The following is a 21,091-nucleotide window of genomic DNA, read 5'->3' on the forward strand; positions in this document are numbered from 1 at the left end:
CAAGGCTGCCGGATATGTCTCAGGTTAAAGGTCTGAGGCTCTAAATTACCGGGGGTCAGCCTACGGGGAACTTGCCGTGCAGGTGTCCTGCCCCATATGCTTTCGCCGCAAGGCATGGGCCGGGGGTGGCCCGCTGGTTCAAAGGGGACGTGTCATGAGAAAGAGATTGATCGGCGCAATTGCGGCGCTGGGCCTGTTGGCGACGGGGGCGGTGGCGCAGACCGCGCTGACCCCGGCGAACCCGCAGCCGTCGGGGCTGAAATCCGGGCTTGCGGTGACCTATGCCTTCCCGATGGACGTCAAGCTGCTGTCCCATGCCGAGCGGGCGCTTCAGGATGCGCCGGTGCGGGGCAAGCCGCTGGCGGGGCTGAGCTATCCCGAGATCGTGGGCGGCACGGCGCTGACCTCGGGCAAGCAGCATTCGGTGGCGGCGCGCATCACCGGCTATATCCGCTTTGACGAGGCCGGGACCTATCGGCTGCGGTTCTTCACCAATGACGGGCTGAACATGGCGATCGGCGGGGTCCGGGTGGGCTATGAGACGGACCGGACGCCCTGTTCGAGCACGGGCTGGGTGAACGTGAGCATCCCGCAGGCGGGGTGGTACCCGCTGAACGGGCTGTGGTTCCAGCGGCTGAGCAATTCCTGCCTGGAGATGGAATGGCAGACGCCCTCGGGCCAGAAGGGGGCCGTTCCGAACTCGGCCTTCGGGTACAAATAGGCCGGGGTTTCATCGGATCGAAAAGGGGCGGGCCCGGCGGGTGCCGCCCTTTTTCGTGGGGGGATGTCCCACGCGTGGGACATCAGGCCGCCCCCGTGTTTCCAAGGGGTTACAGCCGCGGATTTACCATTCGTTAGGAATTGGGCCGCGGGGTTGGGGCCCCGGGCCGGGGGCTGCGGGGGTCTTTGGCGCGCGCGGGCCGCTTGTCCGCCCTGACAGGCGGCCGCGCTGCCGGGGGCGTCGCGGAGGCCCGGGCGCGCGCCGGGTTGATCTGGCGCAAGGCGGGGGGCGGGACGGGGCGTTAGGATGGCCCCACGTGATGACCGCGATACCGGAGGAGATCGCTATGCGCCTGTCCCTGCTTGTCCCGCTGATGCTGCTGGCCGCGCCGCTGGGTGCGCAGGATGCGGCGGAAGGGGCCCTGATCTATGCCCAGTCCTGCGCCACCTGCCACGGGGCCGAGGCCCGGGGGAACGGGCCGATGGCGCCGGTTCTGGTGCTGCAACCGTCCGACCTGACGACACTGACGGCGCGCAACGGCGGGGCCTTTCCCCTGCTGCGCGTGGTGGAGCGGATAGACGGGCAGGACCCGCTGATGAGCCATGGCTCCCCCATGCCGGTGTGGGGGCCGTTCTTCCTGGGCGGGGACGTGGTGCCGGTGGAGACGCTGTCGGGCGAGGCGGTGCAGACCAGCCGGCCGATTGCGGATGTGGTGGCGTATTTGATGGAGGTGCAGGAGGGGTAGGGAATTTTGCGCAGTCCCAAAATTGGAGTATTCACTCATTTTAGTGAGATTGCGTGGTTTTAAGAAAAATTCCCCACAGGTTAAATTGATATTACCTTTTTCAAAATTGAACAATGAGGCTTTTCTTCGGTATGGTGTGGATGGACCTTTTCTGAATATTGTTTTCAGCTGAGTGTTAGCAGGCTAAATTCCGGGGTCAAAGTCAAAGAAACTTTTTTCCATAGTGAGAAAGTTTCCCATGATGGCCAAACCTGACCCTATTGTCGCGCCTAAACACGCTTTCCAGATCTCAGTTGACCATCCAAAAATAGAGTTCAGAAGCTGACTGGACGTGTTGTTGGGTATGTGAGAAAGAATTCCAAATAGAAGGAGTAGCACGACGGAGGAACCGAAGACTTTAAAATCAATCTTTGATTGCAGGTACAGGGTCGCTAAGGATCTTTTTTTAACCTTTCCCGTTCCCACTATGGATTTTTCTGAGGACGAATAAATATCTGCTCTTTGCTGAAGAGTTCTAGTAATGTCGCAGATCGGAAGTTCGAGCAATCTTTGAATTAAGTGTTGCGAACACGCATGTAGCTTTGCCACATCTCTTTGTGATATGAAAATCGTCAGGCTCTCGTCAGATGTCCGCGCCACATAAAAATTTGCTTCGTATGTCGGAAGAGTGCCGAAGTAAATTCCATATTTATTAATTTCTTTCAAGCTTCTGCTGTCAAAAACTTTCTCTGCATTTTTTGCGGCTAGATCACGCAGATGCAGAATGGTGCCTGTTTTAACTGTTTTTCCAGGTTGCACTTTTTCGGTTGTATACTCACTTAATCGACTTCCGTCAGGCCCTAGTCGAGCAGGAACCCGGCATCCAAGGCTGTCAAGGCTTTCGATAATGTGAGAGTCATCGTGAAAAGCAGACGTGAACGGTATACTGTTTGACCCCTTCAATAATACTGGAAGTCTAATATACATACGTAGAACAGCCCCCTAAACATCCAACTCCTCAACAAACCTAGCATTTTCCTGAATATACTGGAACCGCAATTCCGGCTTCTTCCCCATCAGCCGTTCCACCAGGTCCCCGGTCTCGCCCGGTTCGTCCTCATCGATGGTCACGCGGATCAGCTTGCGCGAATTGGGATCCATCGTCGTCTCTTTCAGGTCCTTGGCGTCCATCTCGCCCAGGCCCTTGAAGCGGGAGACCTCGATCTTGCCGCGGCCGCCCAGGCCCTTTTCCAGCCAGATGTCGCGCTCGGCCTCGTCGATGCAATAGACGCGCTTGGGGCCTTGCGTCAGGCGGAAAAGGGGCGGGCAGGCGAGGTAGAGGTGCCCGGCGTCGATCATGGGCCGCATCTGGGTGAAGAAGAAGGTCATCAGCAGCGAGGCGATATGGGCGCCGTCGACATCTGCGTCGGTCATGATGATGACCTTGTCATAGCGCAGGTCGTCAACGTTGAACCGCGTGCCGAGACCCACGCCGAGGGCCTGTGCCAGATCGGAAATTTCCGCGTTCGAGGTGAGCTTGGACGAGGCGGCACCGAGCACGTTGAGGATCTTGCCGCGGAGCGGCAGCAGGGCCTGGGTCTTGCGGTTGCGGGCCATCTTGGCCGAGCCGCCGGCGCTGTCGCCCTCGACCAGGAAGATTTCGGTGCCGTCGCGGGCGGAGTTGGTGCAATCGACCAGCTTGCCGGGCAGGCGCAGGCGCTTGGTGGCGGATTTGCGGGCGGTCTCTTTTTCCTGCTTGCGGCGGAGGCGTTCCTCGGCCCGCAGGATCAGGAAATCGAGGATCGCGCCGGCGGATTTAGTGTCGGCGGCAAGCCAGTTGTCGAAATGGTCGCGCACGGCGTTTTCGACCAGGCGCTGCGCCTCGGTCGTGGCGAGGCGGTCCTTGGTCTGGCCGACGAATTCAGGTTCGCGGATGAAGCAGGAGACCAGCGCGCAGCCGCCTGTGATCAGGTCGTCGCGGGTGATCTGGGCGGCCTTCTTCTGGTTGGTCAGTTCACCATAGGCGCGGATGCCCTTGAGGATGGCGGCCCAGAAGCCGGCCTCGTGCGTGCCGCCTTCGGGGGTGGGCACGGTGTTGCAGTAGGACTGGATGAAGCCGTCGCGCGAGGGTGTCCAGTTGATCGCCCATTCGACCTTGCCCGGCGTGTTGAACTTTTCGCGGAAGTCGACGGTGCCGGAGAAGGGCCGTTCGGAATAGGTGGTGGCGGTGCCCAGCGTCTCGGTCAGGTAGTCGGCGAGGCCGCCGGGGAAGTGGAATGTGGCCTCGAGCGGGGTTTCACCGTCGTCGATGGCGGTCTTCCAGCGGATTTCGACGCCGGAGAAGAGGTAGGCCTTGGAGCGGATCGACTTGAACAGGCGCGCGGGCTTGAACCGGTGGTGGCCGAAGATTTCCTCGTCGGCGTGGAAGGTGACGGTGGTGCCGCGGCGGTTGGGGGCGGCGCCGACCTTCTCGACGGGGCCCTGGGGGATGCCGCGGGAGAAGCGTTGCTCATAGAGCGTCTTGTCGCGGGCGACCTGGACGATCATGGAATCCGACAGGGCGTTGACCACGGATGCGCCGACGCCGTGGAGGCCGCCGGAGGTTTCATACGCCTTGCCGGAGAACTTGCCCCCCGCATGCAGGGTGCAGAGGATGACCTCGAGCGCGGATTTGTCGGGGAATTTCGGGTGCGGGTCGATGGGGATGCCGCGCCCGTTGTCGCGGATGGTGATGGAATAATCCGCGTGCAGCTCGACCTCGATCCGGTTGGCGTGGCCGGCGACGGCCTCGTCCATGGAATTGTCGAGCACCTCGGCCACGAGGTGGTGGAGCGCGCGTTCGTCGGTGCCGCCGATATACATGCCGGGGCGTTTGCGCACGGGCTCCAGCCCTTCGAGGATCTCGATGGAGGAGGCGTCGTAGTCGGACGGGGAGGCCCCGGAGAGGAGATCATTCATGCCGCTGCTCGTGTTCTTGGATTTGGGGCCAAGTATTGCAGGCGGGCGCGGGAGGGGGAAGGGGGATTGGTGCCGCGAGGGGCAGGGAGCTGTGGACGATTTGAGGGATAAGTCGGTCAGAGCCAGTCGCGCAGCAATTGTGCGACGCGATCGGGCTGCTGGTGGATCACCCAGTGGTCGGCCTGCGCGATCTCGGCCCGGGTGAGATCGGGGGCGAAGGTTTCGAGGCCGTCGGTCGAGACGGGCAGCAGCGCGGTGTCGTTCAGGCCCCAGATCAGCAGGTGCGGGCAGGTGATCTTCATCCGGTCGAGGGGGAGGTCGGGCGGGTCGGAGAGCGGCTGACCGGGGGCGGCGACCTTGAGGGGCGAGGCGCGGTACCAGTCGATCATGGAGCGCAGGCGGCCGCCGTCGTGGCTCCAGGCGGCGAGGTAGTCGGCGCGGCGGGCGGGGGTGAGCCAGGTGAGGTCCATGTTGGCGGAGAAGAGCTGGAAGAGTTTCGCGTAATTGTCGGCGGAGAGGTAATCTTCGGACCCGGGACGGCGGAGCGTGTTGATGTATTGCGAGGCTTCGGATTGGGCGCCGCCCTTGGCGAGTTCGCGCTGGAAGGGGGCGGGGTGGACGCCGTTGACGATGGCCAGGCGCGAGACCCTGGAGGGATGCGCCATGGCCAGGCCATAGGCGACCGAGGCGCCCCAGTCATGGCCCAGCAGGCGGACCGTGCCGCCGAGGTGGTCGGCGAGGGCGGCCATGTCGGAGACGAGTTGCGACAGGCGGTAGTGGCCCACACCCTCGGGCGCCCAGCTGCGGCCATAGCCGCGCTGGTCGGGGGCGACGCAGTGGAAGCGGTCGGCGAGAAGCGGGGCGAGATCGGCCCAGGCGCCGCCATGTTCGGGGAAGCCGTGCAGCATCAAAAGCGGCGGCAGCGAGACATCGCCCCAGCGATAAAGGTGGAACGGCTGCCCGTTCAGCATGCAGGTTTCGGTGATCACTGTGCTGTCCTCCCGCGGGGCCGGTCATGTGGACCGGGTGGCCCGACCTATCGCGCGGATCATATCCCGAACCCGGGCCCGCGTCCCGCCGCCTGATGGTGTTGCGCCAAGCCACGCCTTGCGCGGCTGTCTGTCGCTGCCTGCGGAAAGTCCGGGCGACAGGCCCGGGCGGCAGGTCAGCCGGGGACCTGCATGATCAGGCAGGTGGTGGTGGCGGTGGCGTAAAGCTTGCCGTCTTCCACGCCGCGGATCTCGCCATGGGCGACGGAGGTGGTGCGGCCGAAGTGATCGACCTCGCCGCGGCATTCGACCTCCATCCCCTGGCGGATGGCGCGGGTGATATTCACCTTGTATTCCAGGGTGGTATAGGCCTGACCGACCGCAAGCCGGGTCATCACCGCACAGGCCATGGCGCTGTCGAGGATCGTGCCGTACCAGCCGCCGTGCACGCCGCCCATCGGGTTCAGCACGTGGGCCTCGGGCGTGCCGCGGAAGATCGCCAGCCCGGTGTCGAAGCTGGCGCCGTGAAAGCCCATGGTGGCGGCGATCGGCGGCGCGGGATAGCGGCCCTCGGCCATGCCGCGCAGGTAGTCGAGCCCGCTCATGCCGGCGATTTCGGACATCGGCATCAGGCCGGTTGCGGGCATGGCTGTGGAATCGGTTGCGGTCATCTGGTCCTCCCCTGGCTGCGCGGACAGGCTAGGCAGGGGGGAGGCGCGGGGAAACGTCTGATCTGACGTTTCGGGGCGCTGACGCTGCGTCCCGTGGGGGCCGCCGGGGCCGGCGCCCGGCCTGGGCGGGCGCACGGCATAGTGTCTTGCAGAGGATCCGGAGGGGATCCGAGGGTGGCTCAGGCCACGTTCTCGAGCGCGACCTTCGGCGTCACGCCCAGGGCGTGGCAGACATCGCGGGTCAGTTCGGGACGGTTGAGCGTGTAGAAGTGCATCTTGTCCACGCCGCCTTCGATCAGGTCGGAGCAGAGTTCGGTGCAGAGCGACGTCGCCAGCAGGTCGGTGCGGCCGTCGCCGTCGCGTTCGGCGGCGGCAAAGGCATCGTCCAGCCATTGCGGCACATGGGTGCCGCAGCTCATGGCGAAGCGGCGTGCGCCCTTCCAGTTCTCGATCGGCAGGATGCCCGGCACGATCGGCGCGTCGATCCCGGCCTTCACGCAGGCGTCGCGGAAGCGGAAGAACGTGTCTGCCTCGAAGAAGAACTGGGTCAGCGCCTCGGTCGCGCCGGCGTCGAGCTTGGCCTTGAGCCAGTCGATATCGGCCTGCGCATTGGCGGCTTCGGGATGGGCCTCGGGGTAGGCGCCGACGCGGATGTTGAAATCGCCGGCCTTGGCCAGGGCCGAGATCAGCTCGCAGGAATTGGCGAAGCCGTCGGGATGGGCGACGAACTTGTCGGTGCCCTTCGGCGGGTCGCCGCGCAGGGCCACGATATCGCGCACACCGGCCTGGGCGAAGCCGTCGACGATGGCCATGGTGTCTTCGCGCGTGGCATCCACGCAGGTCAGATGGGCGGCGACCTTCAGGCCGGAATGCTTGTGCAGGGTGGCGACGGCATCGCGGGTCAGGTCACGGGTGGTGCCGCCGGCCCCATAGGTCACCGAAACGAAGCGCGGCGCCAGCGGCGCAAGCACCTGAACCGTATCCCAAAGGCGGAACGACGCTTCGAGGTCGCGCGGGGGAAAGAATTCGAAGGAGATCTCGGGCACGGTCATGTAAGGGGAATCCTCTTTGCTTGATCCCTGTCTAGACGAGCGGCCATGGTGAGGCTATTTCATATTGTTCAAGAACAAGATGAGGACGATCTGAATTGCACCTGGAATTCCGCCACCTGAGGACGATCAAGGCCATCCACGATTGCGGCGGGCTGGCCCGTGCGGCCGATCAGCTGAACATCACGCAAAGCGCGCTGAGCCACCAGATCAAGGGGCTGGAGGAGCAGGCGGGCGTTGAGCTGTTCGTGCGGCGGTCGAAGCCGATGAAGCTGTCGCCCGCCGGGCGGCGCCTGCTGCGGCTGGCCGAGCAGATCCTGCCTCAGGTCGAGGCCGCGCAGGAGGAATTCGCCTCGCTGAGGTCGGGGCGGATCGGGCGGATGCATATCGCGATCGAATGCCACGCCTGTTTCGAATGGCTGTTCCCGGTGCTGGAAGGGTTCCGCAAGGACTTTCCCGACATCGACGTGGATATCCGCCCGGGGCTGGCCTTTGACGCGCTGCCGGCGCTGCTGAAGGAAGAGGTCGACCTTGTGGTGTCCTCGGACCCCGAGGACCTGCCGGGCGTCGAATTCGTGAAGCTTTTCGATTACGCGCCGGTCTTCGTCGCCTCGGCGCGGCATCCGCTGGCGTCGAAGCCTTACGTGGAGGCCGAGGATTTCCGGGGCCAGACGCTGATCACCTACCCGGTGGAACGCTCGCGGCTGGACGTGTTCAGCCAGCTGCTGATCCCGGCCAAGGTCGAACCGGCGTCGATCCGGCAGGTGGAGCTGACGGCGGTGATCCTGCTGCTGGTGGCGTCGAACCGGGGGGTGTCGGTCCTGCCGGACTGGGTGGTGCGAGAGGTGAAATATTCGTCGGATTACGTGACCCGGCCGCTGACCGAAAACGGCATCACCCGACGGCTTTATGCCGCGGTGCGCAGCGATGACCGCGAGAAACCCTTTGTGCAGCGCCTGATCGCGCTGGCACAGAGCGAGGCGGTGAAGCTGCAGACGGCATGAGGCCGCGCGGCGGGCTCTGGAAGCGCGCCGGCGAAGCGGTTAGCCTGTGCGCACCGTGGCAAGAGGGGACGTTCTTATGCCAAGCACGACCGACCTGCACGACCGGCTGGACAAGATCGCGGCCAGGCTGGACGCAGCACGACAGAAGATGGCGTTCCGGCGGGGTCTCAACGACGGGCACAACCTGACCAGTGGCGAGCTGATCGCGCGGCACAGGTTTCTCAAGGAGACGCTTGACCGGGACGTGGCCGAGATCGAGGTTCATGACCATCATGTCAGCGCGCTGGAACGCGACGTTCTGGCGTGGATCAACAGCATCGACCTTGCCCGGTCCTGACGGACGGGGACCCGGACGGTTCAAAGAGAGTTCGTGACAAATTTCCTGATCATGGCCGGTGTCGTCCTGGCCGGCGGCCTTCTTCTGTGGCCCCGGCTGGCAAATGCGACCCTGTGGCGGGCGACCATCACGCCGCTGGCCTCCATCATCGGCAGCGGGTTCCTGGTGCTCGGCCCGATCCTGGATGTCAGCTACGGGGCGGCGGCGCCCTTCGTCATGCTGGCTCTCTGCGCGGTGGCGTGGCTGTTCGGCTGGGCGATCCGTTACAACATCGCGCGGATCGAGGCGACCGATCGCCGGTCGCCCCTGGCCGAGCGCGCCGAGACGCTGGCCTCGGCCGTGCTGGCCTTTGCCTACCTGATTTCGGTCACCTATTACCTGAACCTCTTCGGGGCCTTCGGGGTCAGCCTGACCGCGCTTGACGACAGCTATCATGCGCGGCTGCTGACCACATCGGTCTTCCTGGTCGTGCTAGCGGTGGGCTGGTCGCGCGGGTTTTCCGCGCTGGAGCGGCTGGAACAGGTTTCGGTCGGGCTGAAGCTTGCGATCATCGCGGGGCTGCTGGTGGGGCTGATCGTCCATTTCGCGCAGACGGCGAAGGCGGGGGCGCTGGTGCTGAACCCGGGGACCCTGACGGGATGGCCCGCGCTGATGCTGGGCGCCGGGCTGGTGGTGACCGTCCAGGGGTTCGAGACCTCGCGCTACCTGGGCGCGTCCTATGACTCGGCGACCCGCATCCGGTCCATGCGGATGGCGCAATGGCTCGCGGCGGCGATCTACATGATCTATATCGTGCTGCTGACCTATGCCTTCGATCCGCGTGTCCTGACGCTGGACGAAACCTCGATCATCGACCTGATGGAGGGTGTCGCCCCGATCCTGCCTGTGCTGCTGGTGGCGGCGGCGCTGAGCGCGCAGTTCAGCGCTGCGGTGGCGGATACCAACGGCTCCGGCGGGCTGGTCAACGAGCTCACGCGCGGACTGGTCACGCCCCGGGTGGCCTATGCCGGGGTGGTGGGCTTCGGGATCCTGCTGACCTGGACGGCCGATATCTTCGAGATCATCAGCTATGCCTCGCGCGCCTTCGCGGCCTATTACGCGCTCCAGGCGGGCATCGCCGCCGTCTCGGCCCGGGCCTGCAACCAGAAGGGGCGGGCGGTGCTCTTTGCCCTGATCGCGGTGGGTGGCGCGCTGGCGGCACTCTTCGGCAAGCCGGTGGAGTGAGCCCCGGCGCGCCCGCGTCTCAGCCCCGCTTGATCGACCAGACCATGGCGGTCTCGTAGCCCAGCCCTTCGAGCAGCGCGATCTTCGAGGGCCAGCCCGCGGGGCAGACCACGAAATCGGCGCCCATGCCCCGGCGGGCCAGGGCGGCCTCGGCCGCGTGGATCAGCGCGGCGGCGCCCTCTCCGCCGTCAAGGGTCGCAATGTCGGTGAGGTCCCGATGGTGGAAATCGTCGATCACGCCGGTGCCGGTGATGTCGTGGGCGGGCGGGAAATGCAGGCGCGAGGCCGGCTGCGCGATGACATAGCCGTCGAGATCGTCGGCCGGCCCGATCACGCGCATGTCGCGGTCGAGCAGGGACAGGCTGCGGGTCATCCAGGCGCCGAAGCGGGCATCGGCCTCCGGGTGGGTTTCCCAGAACGGGTCGATCTGGATAAGGTTTTTCCGGTGCAGCGCGCTGCGGGCGACGATGCCGGGCACATCCGCCTCGGTGGCGGGTCGGACGGTGGCGGGAGGGGCGGTGTCGCCCAGATCGCTGCGCGACAGATAGAGCGTGAGCGGCGCGTAGTTCCGGCGCGCGAAGCTGTCCTGCCAGTCCTGGCCGGTCACATAGGAGGACAGAAGGATCCGGGCCCCGGAGTCTTGCAGCGCCTTTTCGGCCGCCGCGACCAGCGCGTCCACGGTCCCGTTAGAGGCGCCGGGGGCGGCGAAGCTGTCGGGCAGGATCAGGCCGGGATCGCCCAGCGGTCCGGCGTAGATCGGCGGGACGGGCAGCAGCATGGAATGGATCACCCCGGTCAGCGCGCCGGCCTCTTCGGCCACCTGCCAGATCTGGCGGAACGGCTGCTGTTCGGCGGTCAGGGCGAATGTCAGCGCCTTTTCGATCTGCGTGGGCGCGTCGTCGTCGATCTTCCACAGGATCGGATCTACGGCGCGCCGGGCCTCGGCATCCTGCAGCAGCAGATCTACCAGCGCTGCGATGTCGTCGGTCGTGGCGGGGCGGATCGTCGGGGCCATGGTCTGTCCTTTCTGGCGGGCGGTGTCCGGAGCCTAGCGCCACGGCGCGATGCTTGACAAAGCAGGAGATTTGCGCGTGCGTTAAGAAAACCTAACGGCTTGGGCCCGGCGATGAGACAGATGAACCTGAATGCCCTGCGGATCTTTGCGGTGGCGGCGCGGCACGGCAACCTCCAGCAGGCGGCGGAGGAGCTGAACCTGACGCGTGGCGCGGTATCGCAGCGGATCAAGCAGCTTGAGATCGACCTGGGCGTGGTTCTTTTCCTGCGCCAGCCGCGCGGCGTGGCGCAGACACCGGAGGGGGAGCGCTGCCGGCAGGCGGTGGACGAGGCGATGGCGATCCTGGACACGGCCATCGCCGGCCTTGCCGAGGGCGGGGACCGGTTCACGCTGCACCTGGGCTCGTCCACGGCGACGAAATGGCTGATGCCGCGGATGAAGGCCTTTGCCGCGCGGTTCCCGGATGTCGCGCTTCGGACCGAAGTGCATGACCAGGTGCTGTCGCGCAGCCTGGGCCGGAACGAGATTTCGATCTGGCCCGGCATGGCGCCCGATCCGAACCCGGCGCATCACTGCGCCGAGCTGACCGGGATCCGGCTGGTGGCGGTCTGCAGCCCGGATTTCCTGCGTCCGGACTGGCCCATGGGGCTTGAGACGCTGTTGACCCTGCCACTGTTGCAGGATGCCCACCGCCGGTGGGAGCGGCTGATCGCGCAGTCCGGGCACCGCAGCCGGCCCGTCCTGCTGAACTTCGACCGCTCGGCGCTGGCGCTGGACGCGGCGATCAACGGCCACGGCGTGGCGATCACCCCGCGCTACATGGCCGAGGGAGACCTGCGCGCGAAACGGCTGGTGGAGGTCTGGGTCAGCCCCGGCCCGGCGCAGGAGTGGCTGTATGTCTCCTGGTCGCGCGAGCATGTGGGGCAGCAAAGGGTGCAGAGGATCGTGGACTGGATCGTGTCGCAGTTCCGCTGAGAGCCCGGGGCGCGATGTCCGCGCGCGGCCCGGGCAGGATCTTGTGCCGGCTCAGGCGATCTTGACGATCTGCTTGCCGGTGTTGCCGCCCTTGAGCATCGAGATGAAGGTCTCGGGCGCGTTTTCCAGCCCCTCGGCCACGTCTTCGAGGTAGCGCAGCTCGCCCGCGCCGACCTTGGGGCCGACCTCTTCGATGAACTGCGGGAAGGTGTCGTAGTGGTTGAAGATGATGAAGCCCTGCACGGTCAGGAATTTCGTCAGGATGCTGCGCCAGGCGGCGGCCAGCGGCATGTCGTCGGCGCCCGCGCCGTTGTACCAGGCGATCATGCCGCAGACGGGGATGCGGCCGAAGGCGTTCATGTTCTCCAGCACCGCGGCCAGCACCTTGCCGCCGACATTCTCGTAATAGATGTCGATCCCGTCGGGGCAGGCGTCCTGAAGCGCGGCCGACAGCGCCTTGGCGTCCTCGTAGGCGCGGTGATCGAGGCAGGCGTCGAAGCCGAAGGTCTCGGTCGCCAGCTTGCATTTCTCCGGCCCGCCGGCGATGCCGACGACGCGCAGGCCCTTGGCCTTGGCCAGCTGACCGACGAGCGATCCCACCGGCCCGGTGGCGGCGGCCACGACCAGCGTCTCGCCCGCCTTGGGCTGGCCGATCTTGTTCAGCCCGTGCCAGGCGGTGATCCCGGGCATGCCGAGGATGCCAAGCGCGGTGGTGATCGGCCCGTGCGACGGGTCAAGCTTGCGCAGCTGGCTGGCGGGCAGGCAGCCGTGGTCGGCCCAGCCGAACATGCCCAGCACCTTGTCGCCCGGCGCGAAATCGGCGCTGTTGGAGGCGATGACCTCGCCCACGGCGCCGGCGGTCATGGTCTCGCCGATCTCGACGGGCGCGGAATAGGATTTCGCCGCGCTCATCCGCCCGCGCATATAGGGGTCAAGCGACATGTACTCGACCTTCACCAGCACCTCGCCCTCGCCGGGGGTGGGCATGGCTGTCTCTTCGAGGCGGAAGTTGTCGGGGACCGGGGCGGCGTCGGGGCGGCTGGCAAGCACGATGCGGCGCATGGTGTCTGGCATGTCTGTGTCTCCTTCTTGTTGGGGCCAAGGTGGGCCCGATGGCGGCGCGGTCAAGCCGTGACGCGGCGAAGGGCGCCGCTTTGCAATGCGTGAGAAGGTGCCCTTGGCAAGTGCGGGGATGGCAAGTATACGCCCGACCCAACCGGACAGGAGTTTCCCCCGATGATTGGCAGTGCGAACCTCAACATCATGATCAAGGCGGCACGCAAGGCGGGCCGGTCGCTGGTCAAGGATTTCCGCGAGGTCGAGAACCTGCAGGTCTCGACCAAGGGCGCGGGGGATTTCGTGTCGAAGGCCGATATCGCGGCCGAGACCATCCTGAAGGAAGAGCTGAGAGAGGCGCGCCCGACCTACGGCTGGCTGGGCGAGGAAACCGGCGAGGCCGAGGGCGAGGACCCGACCCGGCGCTGGATCGTCGATCCGCTGGACGGGACGACGAACTTCCTGCACGGGCTGCCGCACTGGGCGGTGTCGATCGCGCTGGAACACAAGGGGCAGATCGTGGCGGGCGTGGTGTTCGACGCCGCCAAGGACGAGATGTTCTTTGCCGAGAAGGGCGCGGGCGCGTGGATGAACGACCAGCGGCTGCGGGTGTCCGGGCGGATCCGGATGATCGAAAGCATCTATGCCACCGGCGTGCCCTTCGCGAATTCGCCCCACCTGCCGGCATCGCTGAAGGACATGGCGCGGCTGATGCCGGTCTGCGCCGGGGTGCGGCGCTGGGGCGCCGCGGCGCTGGATCTCGCCTATGTGGCGGCGGGCCGCTACGATGGGTACTGGGAACGCGGGCTCAGCCCCTGGGACATGGCTGCGGGCCTGGTGATCGTGCGCGAGGCCGGGGGGCTGGTGGAATCGATCACGCCCGAAGCCGACATCTTCGAGAGCAAGTCGGTGATCTGCGGGAACTCCAACCTGTTCCCGAACTTCGCCAAGATCATCCGCAACGAGGGCTGAGGCCCTCTTGCCCCACGAGACCGAGGCAGGCCGTCAGGCCTGACGAGGGGGCCGCCGCCTATCTGCGGCGCGGCACCTTCGGGATCCGCGTGCGCGACATGCGATAGGTCGCCTGCGGATGCGGCGGCAGGCCATGGGTGCGGGTCCAGAAGGCGAAGCCCCCCAGCCGCGCCCAGAGCGGCAGGCACAGCGCGAAGCCGATCACGAAGCCGCCCGCATGCGCCCAGTAGGCCACGCCGCCGGCGTTCGGATCGGCGCCCCAGCCGCCCAGGAACTGGAAGGCGAACCACAGCCCCAGCATCAGCCAGGCCGGCACCGGGAAGACCTTGAAGAAGATCACCAGGATCAGCAGGATATCGACCCGCGCCTTCGGGAACAGCAGCAGATAGCCGCCCATCACGCCCGCGATCGCGCCCGAGGCACCGACCGTGGGCACGGGCGAGTACGGCGCCGCCAGCACGTGGATGAGCCCCGCGCCGATGCCCGAGGCCAGGTAGAAGCCGAGAAAGGGCATATGGCCCATCTCGTCCTCGAGGTTGTCGCCGAAGATCCACAGAAACAGCATGTTGCCGGCCAGGTGCATCAGTCCGCCATGCAGGAACATCGAGCTGAGGAAGGTCACCCAGCCCTGGCCACTGGTGACCTCGGCGGGGATCAGCGCCCAGGTCATGTAGAAGCGGTTCAGCGCCTCCGGCCCCGCCAGCGCCCCTGTGTAAAGCGCGAAGATCGCCACGTTGGCCAGAATCAGAGCATAGGTGACGTAGGGGGTGCGGCCGGACGGGTTGTGATCGCGGATCGGGAACATGGGCGCGAAGCTCCTCGGAATGCCCGGCGCGGTCAAGTCAAACCCGGACCGGCGGAGTGTTCGGGAGAGAACCGCGCCACCGCGCCGTGGTTCCGGGTGGCAGATATGCAAACGGCCCCGCCGGTGCGGGGCCGTTCAGGACAAGGGCCGGGCCTGCGCCTCAGCTCATCCCGCTGAGCAGGGCGGCATTGCCGCCCGCGGCGGTGGTGTCGACGCAGAGATGCCGCTCGCCCAGCACGTAGGAAGGCTCGGGCGCGCCGGTGAGCAGCGGCAGGATCGGCCCGTCGCGCCCGGACAGCGCCTGCGCATAGGCGCGGGCGCTGTCCTCGTCGCCCCAGTAGAGCGCCCCGCCGATGCCGTCGCGCAGGCGCAGCGCGGCAGGGTCCAGCCCCTCGGCCAGGATCGCGTTGCCCCCTGCGGCCTCCACCGCGGCCTTCTGCGCCTCGGCCAGCTCGGGCGTGGGGCCCAGGCACAGGAACGGCCAGCGCGGGAACCGGGTCAGCCGGTTCGATTCCCCTGTCGGTCCGGGCAGCGTTTCCGCCATCTCGGGCGGGGCGATCCGCGCGTCCCGCTCCAGCGGGGCCTTGAACCGCGTCAGGTAGAACGGCCCGCCCGCCTTGGGCCCGGTGCCCGACAGACCTTCGCCGCCGAAGGGCTGGCTGCCGACAATGGCGCCGATCTGGTTGCGGTTGACGTAGACATTGCCGGCCTCGATCGCCTCGGTCACATGCTGCACCCGGTCGTCGATCCGGGTCTGCAGCCCGAAGGTCAGCCCGTAGCCGGTGGCGTTGACCGCCTCGATCACCGCGTCGATCTCGGACGCCTTGAACCGCACTACGTGCAGGACCGGGCCGAAGATCTCGCGCTCCAGCGCCGCGATGCCGGGGATCGAGACGATGCAGGGCCCGACGAAATGCCCCTCGTTCGGCACCGGGATGCGGTGGACAAGGCGGCCGTCCATCTCGGCCTTGGCGACATGGTCGAGGATGCCGGTCCGCGCGTCGGCGTCGATCACCGGCCCCAGGTCCGACGACAGCGCCCAGGGATCGCCCGGCCGCAGCGCATCCATCGCGCCCTTCAGCATCTTCAGGAAATCGTCGGCGATGTCGTCCTGCACGTAAAGGCAGCGCAGGGCGGAACAGCGCTGGCCGGCCGACTGGAAGGCGCTTTCGACAATGGCCTGCACCGCCTGTTCGGGCAGGGCCGTGCTGTCGACGATCATCGCGTTCAGCCCGCCTGTCTCGGCGATCAGCGGGGCGCCGGGGGCCATGTGTTCGGCCATCGATGCGCGGATCCGCTTGGCCGTCTCGGTCGAGCCGGTGAAGGCCACGCCGTCGATCCGGTCCGAGGCGGTCAGCGCCGCGCCAACGCTGGCGCCGTCGCCCGGCAGAAGCTGCAGCGCCGTGGCCGGAACCCCGGCCTTCAGCATCAGCGACACGCCCAGATGCGCGATCAGCGGCGTCTGTTCGGCGGGCTTCGCGATCACCGCGTTGCCGGCGGCCAGCGCGGCCGAGATCTGGCCGGTGAAGATCGCCAGCGGGAAGTTCCAGGGCGAAATGCACAGGAACCGGCCCGCCGCCGGGCGGTCGTCTGACGCGCCGTTGGCGTAGTAGCGCAGGAAATCCACCGCCTCGCGCAGCTCGGCCACCGCGTCGGGCAGGGTCTTGCCGGCCTCGCGGGCCAGCAGCGCGAAGATCTCGCCGAAGTTCTCCTCGTAGAGGTCGGCGGCGCGTTTCAGCACCTCGGCCCGGTCTGCCGCCGGGGCGTCCCAGGGCGTTGCGGCCGAAAGCGCGTTGGCGATGTCGGTGGGGCTGGCCGAGGCGATGTGGCCCACCGGGGCTCCGGTGGCCGGAGAGACGACCTCCTGTGCCGGCGCGCGGTCCGCGGGCGCGCCGGTATCGGCGGCCACCAGCGGCCCGGCCTCCCACAGGGAGTCGGCAAAGGGCGTGCGCGCGGCGTCGATCTCTTCCAGCGTGGGCCGGTGGCGCAGGTCGAAGCCGCGCGAATTACGCCGGTCCGGGGCGTAGAGCTCGGTTCCTGGGGTCAGGCGGGGCGCGGGTGTCTCAAGCAGCGCGAAGGGATCGGCGGCCACCGTCTCGGCGGGGACATTGTCGTCGACCACCTGGTTCACGAAGGAGGAATTTGCCCCGTTCTCCAGCAGCCGCCGCACCAGATAGGCCAGCAGGTCGCGATGCGCGCCCACCGGCGCGTAGATCCGGCACCGCGTGTGGTGGCGCCCCTTGACCACGTTGTGCAGCGTCTCGCCCATGCCATGCAGGCGCTGGAATTCGTAAGGCCGATCCCCGGCCAGGTTCAGGATCGCCGCCACCGTATGGGCGTTGTGCGTGGCGAACTGCGGATAGATCCGGTCGGTCATGTCCAGCAGCTTGCGCGCGTTGGCAATGTAGGAGACATCGGTGAGCGCCTTTCGGGTGATGACCGGGAAACCGTCCATCCCGGCGACCTGCGCGCGTTTGACCTCGGTGTCCCAGTAGGCGCCCTTGACCAGCCGCACCATCAGCTTTCGGTCATAGCGCTGCGCCATGGCATAAAGCGTGTCGATCACGTCGCCGCAGCGCGGCCCGTAGGCCTGCACCACCACGCCGAACCCGTCCCACCCGGCCAGCGCCGGGTCGGCCAGCACGGTCTCGATCACCTGCAGCGACAGCGACAGGCGGTCGGCCTCCTCGGCATCGACGTTCAGCCCCATCTTCGCCGATTTCGCCAGCAGGGCCAGCGCCTTGAGGCGCGGCACCAGCTCGTCCATCACACGGTCTTCCTGCGCGATCTCGTAGCGCGGATGCAGGGCCGAAAGCTTGACCGAGATGCCGGGATTGGCGCGGATGTCGTCGGAATTGCAGGCGTCCGAGATCGAGCCGATCGCGCGCGAATAGCTCAGGTGATAGCGCGAGGCGTCATGTTCGGTGCGGGCGGCTTCGCCCAGCATGTCGTAGCTGTAGGTGTAGCCGCGCGCCTCCATCCCGGCGGCGCGGGACATGGCGGATGTGATGGTCTCGCCCAGCACGAACTGGCGGCCCATCTCCTTCATGGCGCGGGAGACGGCGCGGCGGATCACCGGCTCGCCCAGGCGTCGGATGGCGCCGCGCAGGTGGCCGGCGGGGCCGGGCGAGTCGTCGACCAGCACCTTGCCGGTCAGCATCAGAGCCCAGGTCGAGGCGTTGACGAGGGGCGAGGCCGAATGGCCCATGTGCTTGCCCCAGTCCGACGGCGCGATCTTGTCCTCGATCAGCGCGTCGATCGTGTCGGCGTCGGGGACGCGCAACAGCGCCTCTGCAAGGCACATCAGCGCCACGCCCTCTTCGGTCGAGAGGCCGTATTCGTTGAGAAAAACCTCCATCAGGCCAGGCGCCGAGGAGGTGCGGATCGCGGTCACGAGGTCCGCGCCCCAGGCCGAGATCTCGGCCCGCTGCTCGGTGCTGAGATCCGCCTGGGCGATGAGTTTTTCCGCCAGCTGGGCTTCGTCCACGTAGGTGCCGGCGTCGAGGGAGAGAGGAGATACTTCGGTCATGTTGCCTTTCCCGGGATTTCCACCCAGTCTAAACAGGACGGGGCGGGCGTTTCGCCTGAATTTCCCCAAATTGGCATCGAAGTTACCGAAAATGAGCCAAATGACCAATCGTTCGCCCCGTGAGACCCTTGACCGGTTCGATCATGCCATCCTGGCCGCGCTGGGCGAGGACGGGCGGATGTCGATCGCCGAGCTTGCGCGGCGCATCGGCCTGTCGAAATCGCCCACTCAGGCGCGTCTGCGGCGGCTGGAGGCGACGGGGATCGTCGCCGGCTACCGGGTTCTGGTGGATCCGGTCCGCATGGGGCTGGATCACGTGACCTTTGTCGAGGTGCGGCTGACCGACACCCGCGAGGCGGCGCTGGGCGCCTTCAACGCGGCGGTGATCCGGGTGCCCGAGATCGAGCAGGCGCATATGATCGCCGGCAATTTCGACTACCTCCTGAAGGTGCGGACCCGGTCGATGCGCGACTACCGGCGGGTCCTGGCCGAGGTGATATCGACCCTGCCGCATGTGGCGGGGACCTCGACCTTCGTGGCGATGCAGGCCGTCAAGGAACCCGGCGCCTGCGGTGTCGGCGAAGGAGAGCCGGGCCCGGCCGACGAGGCCTGAGAACCGCTTTACACCGGCCGTGACGGCCTTATGGTCTGCGCCCGTGCCCGCGTGATGGAATGGTAGACATAGGGGACTTAAAATCCCTAGGCCTTGTGCCGTGCCGGTTCGAGTCCGGCCGCGGGTACCATTCGGATCTGCCGGGCAGGGGTGGCGCCCCCGGATCGGTCTGTCACTCCGATTTCTGGCTCGAGGGCGCCGCATTATCGGGCGGATCCTTGCAGATTGTTGGCAGGCAGTGCGGTTTTCGGACGCCGCGTTGCGAACTTTTCATGGGCGTGACGCGCGACGCAGGACATAGTTCGGTTAAGGACTTTCCTGGAGGGCCGGTGCTTTGACGTCACACGTGAATTCTCCGAAGACCCAAGCGGCGCGCAAGCTGCCCACGCTCGACACCGCCAACTTGCCGCCCCTGCCCAAAGTGTCGTTGAAGCGCCGCGTCCGGGCTGCCGCGCTGCAGGTCTATGCTCGGCTGCGCCCGCATGCCCCCGAACAGGCGCTGGTGCTCTCGGCCGAGCCGCGCGGCGGGTCCACCTGGGTCGGCGAATTGCTGGAGAGCGAGGGTAAGGTCGCCACGGTGTGGGAGCCGCTGCATATCCGGCGCGTGCCGGTGGCCCGGCAGGCGGGCTTTACCTGGCGGCAATTCATCCCCGCGGATGCGGACTGGCCCGAGGCGCGCGAATTGATGGCCCGGATCCTGTCGGGGCAGGTGGTGAACGACTGGACCTCGTCGGGCAGCAGCCTGGGCGATCACCTGAGGGCTGAGCGGTTGCTGGTGAAGTTTTGCCGCGCCAATGCCTGCCTGCCCTGGCTGGCGCGCCAGTTCGATTTCGAGCGCAAGCCGCTGTTTTTCCTGCGCCATCCCTTCGCCATAGCCGCGTCGCAGGCGGAAATGGCGAATTTCCCGTTCGGCCAGGTGGTGGAGACGATCACCGAATGCCCCTTTGCCGAGGCAAGGCAGGAACATGTGCCGTTCCTGCAGAGCCTTGAGACGGTGGAGGAGCGCGCGGTGGCGAGCTGGTGCCTGTCGAACACCGCCACGCTGAACGATCCGGACGCGGAAAAGCTCTGGGTCACCATGTGTTACGAGAACCTGATCCTGTCGCCGGAACAGGAGCTTGAGCGGCTCTATTCAACCTGGGGCCAGCCTGTGCCGGACAGGGTGCTGTCGCAGGTGCGCCGGCCCAGCCGGATGACGCAGGACAACGCCCTGCAGGCCAGTCCGGAGGCGCAGGTTCGCAAATGGCGGGACAGCTTCTCGGACGCGCAGATCGCGCGGATGCAGGCGGTGCTGGACCATTTCAACATTCGGATCTACGGCAGCGATCCGATGCCGGCGCTGAGCCACGCCTGAGCGGCGGAACATTCGTGGATCAACCGGTCGGCTGTGAGATGCGCGCAGCAGCGCCGCCCGAAGGATCCCGGACGGCGCTCTGGCAGGGTCTGCGGGGCCGGCGGGTCAGGCCGCGGCGGCGGGCACGCAGCGTGTCGCGATCGCGCGGACGTGGCGGTGATCCGTGCCGCAGCAGCCGCCCAGCACCGCGAGGTTCGGCAGCATCCGGCGCAGGGCGGCATAGTCGCGGCCCAGTTCCTCGGGATTGCCGGCGTCCAGTTCCTCAGCCTCGTCGAGCTCGGCGTGGCTGAGGCGCGAGGCATTGGCCCGGATCCCGCCGATCCGCTTCAGCCAGCCCGAGCCGGCCGCAAGCGCGTCGCGGAAATGGTCGGGATGGGCGCAGTTCACCATGTAATAGGCGGCGGTCTCGCCGGTCTGCGCCTCGGTCTCCTCGACGGCGCGGCCCAGTGGCGTGCCGTCGGGCAGGCGGCCGTCGGTCTCGACCGTGTAGCCCACCACCGCGGGCAGCCCGGCCTTCTTGGCCGCCCGGATCACGCCCACGCCCTCGGCCACGGTGGACAGGGTGACGGCGGTGACCATGTCGGCGTCGGTCTCGGCGAACCAGCCGATCTGCTCGGCATGGTAGGCTTCGGCCTCGGGCGCGGACATGGCGGTGTCGGGACGATAGCCATCGCCGCGCGGCCCGATGTTGCCCGAGATCACCACCGGCCGGACGCCACAGGACGCAGCGCGCAGGTCCGACAGGAAGCCGATCGCGGCGCGGTTGATCCGCGCGAGGTCCTCGGGCCTGTGCCCCAGCACGGCGCCCCAGTCGCGGCTGGCGCGCCAGGTCGGCGCTTCCAGCAGGAAGCCGGTGCCGTGATCGGCGGCGATGGCCATGTGTTGCCTGTAGTAGCGCGACAGCAGCTCGCGGCCCCGGGGCGTCTCCAGCAGCGGGTAGGCGGCAAAGGCCGGCAGGTCGAGCCCGTCGTGGAAGATCAACGTGGTCTCCAGCCCGGAATCAGTCAGCAGGAGCGTGCCGTCGCATTGCGGCAATTTATTGCGATAACTGGTCATTTGGATCACCATGGAAAAAGGGTGCGGGACATGTGCCGT

The 21,091-nt window shown here is 66.8% G+C and carries 19 protein-coding genes and 1 tRNA gene; 10 read left to right on the plus strand and 10 right to left on the minus strand.

Annotated features, from left to right (window positions below; translation table 11 throughout):
* Positions 1 to 154 precede the first annotated feature (154 nt).
* A complete protein-coding gene (locus ATO3_RS23150) occupies positions 155 to 721 on the plus strand; it encodes a PA14 domain-containing protein (RefSeq protein WP_088652266.1) in 567 nt (188 codons plus the stop codon).
* A gap of 346 nt (positions 722 to 1,067) precedes the next feature.
* Positions 1,068 to 1,466, plus strand: coding sequence for a c-type cytochrome (locus ATO3_RS23155; RefSeq protein ID WP_088652267.1), 399 nt, complete (start codon positions 1,068 to 1,070; stop codon positions 1,464 to 1,466).
* 183 nt (positions 1,467 to 1,649) lie between these two features.
* Here the strand turns inward: ATO3_RS23155 and ATO3_RS28625 are convergent, their stop codons facing one another.
* From ATO3_RS28625 to metF, 5 genes are all read right to left on the minus strand, one after another.
* Entirely contained in the window at positions 1,650 to 2,432 is a 783-nt protein-coding gene (locus tag ATO3_RS28625) for a hypothetical protein (RefSeq protein ID WP_143747344.1), read from the minus strand.
* Between the two features lie 15 nt (positions 2,433 to 2,447).
* Entirely contained in the window at positions 2,448 to 4,403 is a 1,956-nt protein-coding gene (parE, locus tag ATO3_RS23160; protein ID WP_088652268.1) for a DNA topoisomerase IV subunit B, read from the minus strand.
* Positions 4,404 to 4,519: 116 nt separating this feature from the next.
* Complete coding sequence (locus tag ATO3_RS23165; RefSeq protein ID WP_088652322.1) at positions 4,520 to 5,374, minus strand: alpha/beta fold hydrolase; 855 nt, start codon at positions 5,372 to 5,374, stop codon at positions 4,520 to 4,522.
* 194 nt (positions 5,375 to 5,568) lie between these two features.
* Positions 5,569 to 6,063: a PaaI family thioesterase gene (locus ATO3_RS23170; protein WP_233152288.1), complete on the minus strand. Its 495-nt coding sequence runs from the start codon at positions 6,061 to 6,063 to the stop codon at positions 5,569 to 5,571.
* Positions 6,064 to 6,242: 179 nt separating this feature from the next.
* A complete protein-coding gene (metF, locus tag ATO3_RS23175; RefSeq protein WP_088652269.1) occupies positions 6,243 to 7,115 on the minus strand; it encodes a methylenetetrahydrofolate reductase [NAD(P)H] in 873 nt (290 codons plus the stop codon).
* 95 nt (positions 7,116 to 7,210) lie between these two features.
* On the opposite strand from metF, the gene ATO3_RS23180 reads away from it, so the two are divergent.
* The 3 genes from ATO3_RS23180 (at position 7,211) to ATO3_RS23190 (ending at position 9,677) form a co-directional block, all read left to right on the plus strand.
* Positions 7,211 to 8,116, plus strand: coding sequence for a LysR family transcriptional regulator (locus tag ATO3_RS23180; protein WP_088652270.1), 906 nt, complete (start codon positions 7,211 to 7,213; stop codon positions 8,114 to 8,116).
* A gap of 76 nt (positions 8,117 to 8,192) precedes the next feature.
* Positions 8,193 to 8,453: a 3-ketoacyl-ACP reductase gene (locus tag ATO3_RS23185; protein WP_088652271.1), complete on the plus strand. Its 261-nt coding sequence runs from the start codon at positions 8,193 to 8,195 to the stop codon at positions 8,451 to 8,453.
* Positions 8,454 to 8,486: 33 nt separating this feature from the next.
* Entirely contained in the window at positions 8,487 to 9,677 is a 1,191-nt protein-coding gene (locus tag ATO3_RS23190; RefSeq protein WP_088652272.1) for a hypothetical protein, read from the plus strand.
* Positions 9,678 to 9,696: 19 nt separating this feature from the next.
* Here the strand turns inward: ATO3_RS23190 and ATO3_RS23195 are convergent, their stop codons facing one another.
* Positions 9,697 to 10,692, minus strand: coding sequence for a hypothetical protein (locus ATO3_RS23195; RefSeq protein ID WP_088652273.1), 996 nt, complete (start codon positions 10,690 to 10,692; stop codon positions 9,697 to 9,699).
* Between the two features lie 120 nt (positions 10,693 to 10,812).
* On the opposite strand from ATO3_RS23195, the gene ATO3_RS23200 reads away from it, so the two are divergent.
* Entirely contained in the window at positions 10,813 to 11,667 is an 855-nt protein-coding gene (locus ATO3_RS23200; RefSeq protein WP_158218046.1) for a LysR family transcriptional regulator, read from the plus strand.
* 51 nt (positions 11,668 to 11,718) lie between these two features.
* Here ATO3_RS23200 and ATO3_RS23205 read toward each other — a convergent pair whose 3' ends face one another.
* Positions 11,719 to 12,741, minus strand: coding sequence for an NADP-dependent oxidoreductase (locus ATO3_RS23205; RefSeq protein WP_088652275.1), 1,023 nt, complete (start codon positions 12,739 to 12,741; stop codon positions 11,719 to 11,721).
* A gap of 162 nt (positions 12,742 to 12,903) precedes the next feature.
* Between ATO3_RS23205 and ATO3_RS23210 the strand changes: the two genes are divergently transcribed.
* The gene (locus ATO3_RS23210; protein ID WP_088652276.1) at positions 12,904 to 13,695 is read left to right on the plus strand and encodes an inositol monophosphatase family protein; all 792 of its coding nucleotides are present in this window, start codon (positions 12,904 to 12,906) and stop codon (positions 13,693 to 13,695) included.
* A 58-nt stretch (positions 13,696 to 13,753) separates the two neighbouring features.
* On the opposite strand, the gene ATO3_RS23215 is transcribed toward ATO3_RS23210, so the two are convergent.
* Positions 13,754 to 14,500: a rhomboid family intramembrane serine protease gene (locus tag ATO3_RS23215; RefSeq protein ID WP_088652277.1), complete on the minus strand. Its 747-nt coding sequence runs from the start codon at positions 14,498 to 14,500 to the stop codon at positions 13,754 to 13,756.
* A gap of 160 nt (positions 14,501 to 14,660) precedes the next feature.
* Positions 14,661 to 18,029 carry a bifunctional proline dehydrogenase/L-glutamate gamma-semialdehyde dehydrogenase PutA gene (gene putA / locus ATO3_RS23220; protein ID WP_088652278.1) on the minus strand — a complete coding sequence of 1,123 codons (3,369 nt, stop codon included), beginning with the start codon at positions 18,027 to 18,029 and terminating at the stop codon, positions 14,661 to 14,663.
* A gap of 100 nt (positions 18,030 to 18,129) precedes the next feature.
* Between putA and ATO3_RS23225 the strand changes: the two genes are divergently transcribed.
* The 3 genes from ATO3_RS23225 (at position 18,130) to ATO3_RS23235 (ending at position 19,996) form a co-directional block, all read left to right on the plus strand.
* Positions 18,130 to 18,642 carry an Lrp/AsnC family transcriptional regulator gene (locus ATO3_RS23225; RefSeq protein WP_088652279.1) on the plus strand — a complete coding sequence of 171 codons (513 nt, stop codon included), beginning with the start codon at positions 18,130 to 18,132 and terminating at the stop codon, positions 18,640 to 18,642.
* Between the two features lie 45 nt (positions 18,643 to 18,687).
* Positions 18,688 to 18,772 (plus strand) — tRNA-Leu (locus ATO3_RS23230).
* A 216-nt stretch (positions 18,773 to 18,988) separates the two neighbouring features.
* A complete protein-coding gene (locus ATO3_RS23235) occupies positions 18,989 to 19,996 on the plus strand; it encodes a hypothetical protein (protein ID WP_088652280.1) in 1,008 nt (335 codons plus the stop codon).
* A gap of 105 nt (positions 19,997 to 20,101) precedes the next feature.
* On the opposite strand, the gene ATO3_RS23240 is transcribed toward ATO3_RS23235, so the two are convergent.
* Positions 20,102 to 21,052, minus strand: a complete 951-nt coding sequence (locus ATO3_RS23240) for a homocysteine S-methyltransferase family protein (RefSeq protein WP_233152289.1) — start codon at positions 21,050 to 21,052, stop codon at positions 20,102 to 20,104.
* Between the last annotated feature and the right edge of the window lie 39 nt (positions 21,053 to 21,091).

Origin of the sequence: Marinibacterium profundimaris, from assembly GCF_002210095.1 — a bacterium.
In the GTDB taxonomy this organism is placed as follows: Bacteria; Pseudomonadota; Alphaproteobacteria; order Rhodobacterales; family Rhodobacteraceae; genus Marinibacterium; species Marinibacterium profundimaris.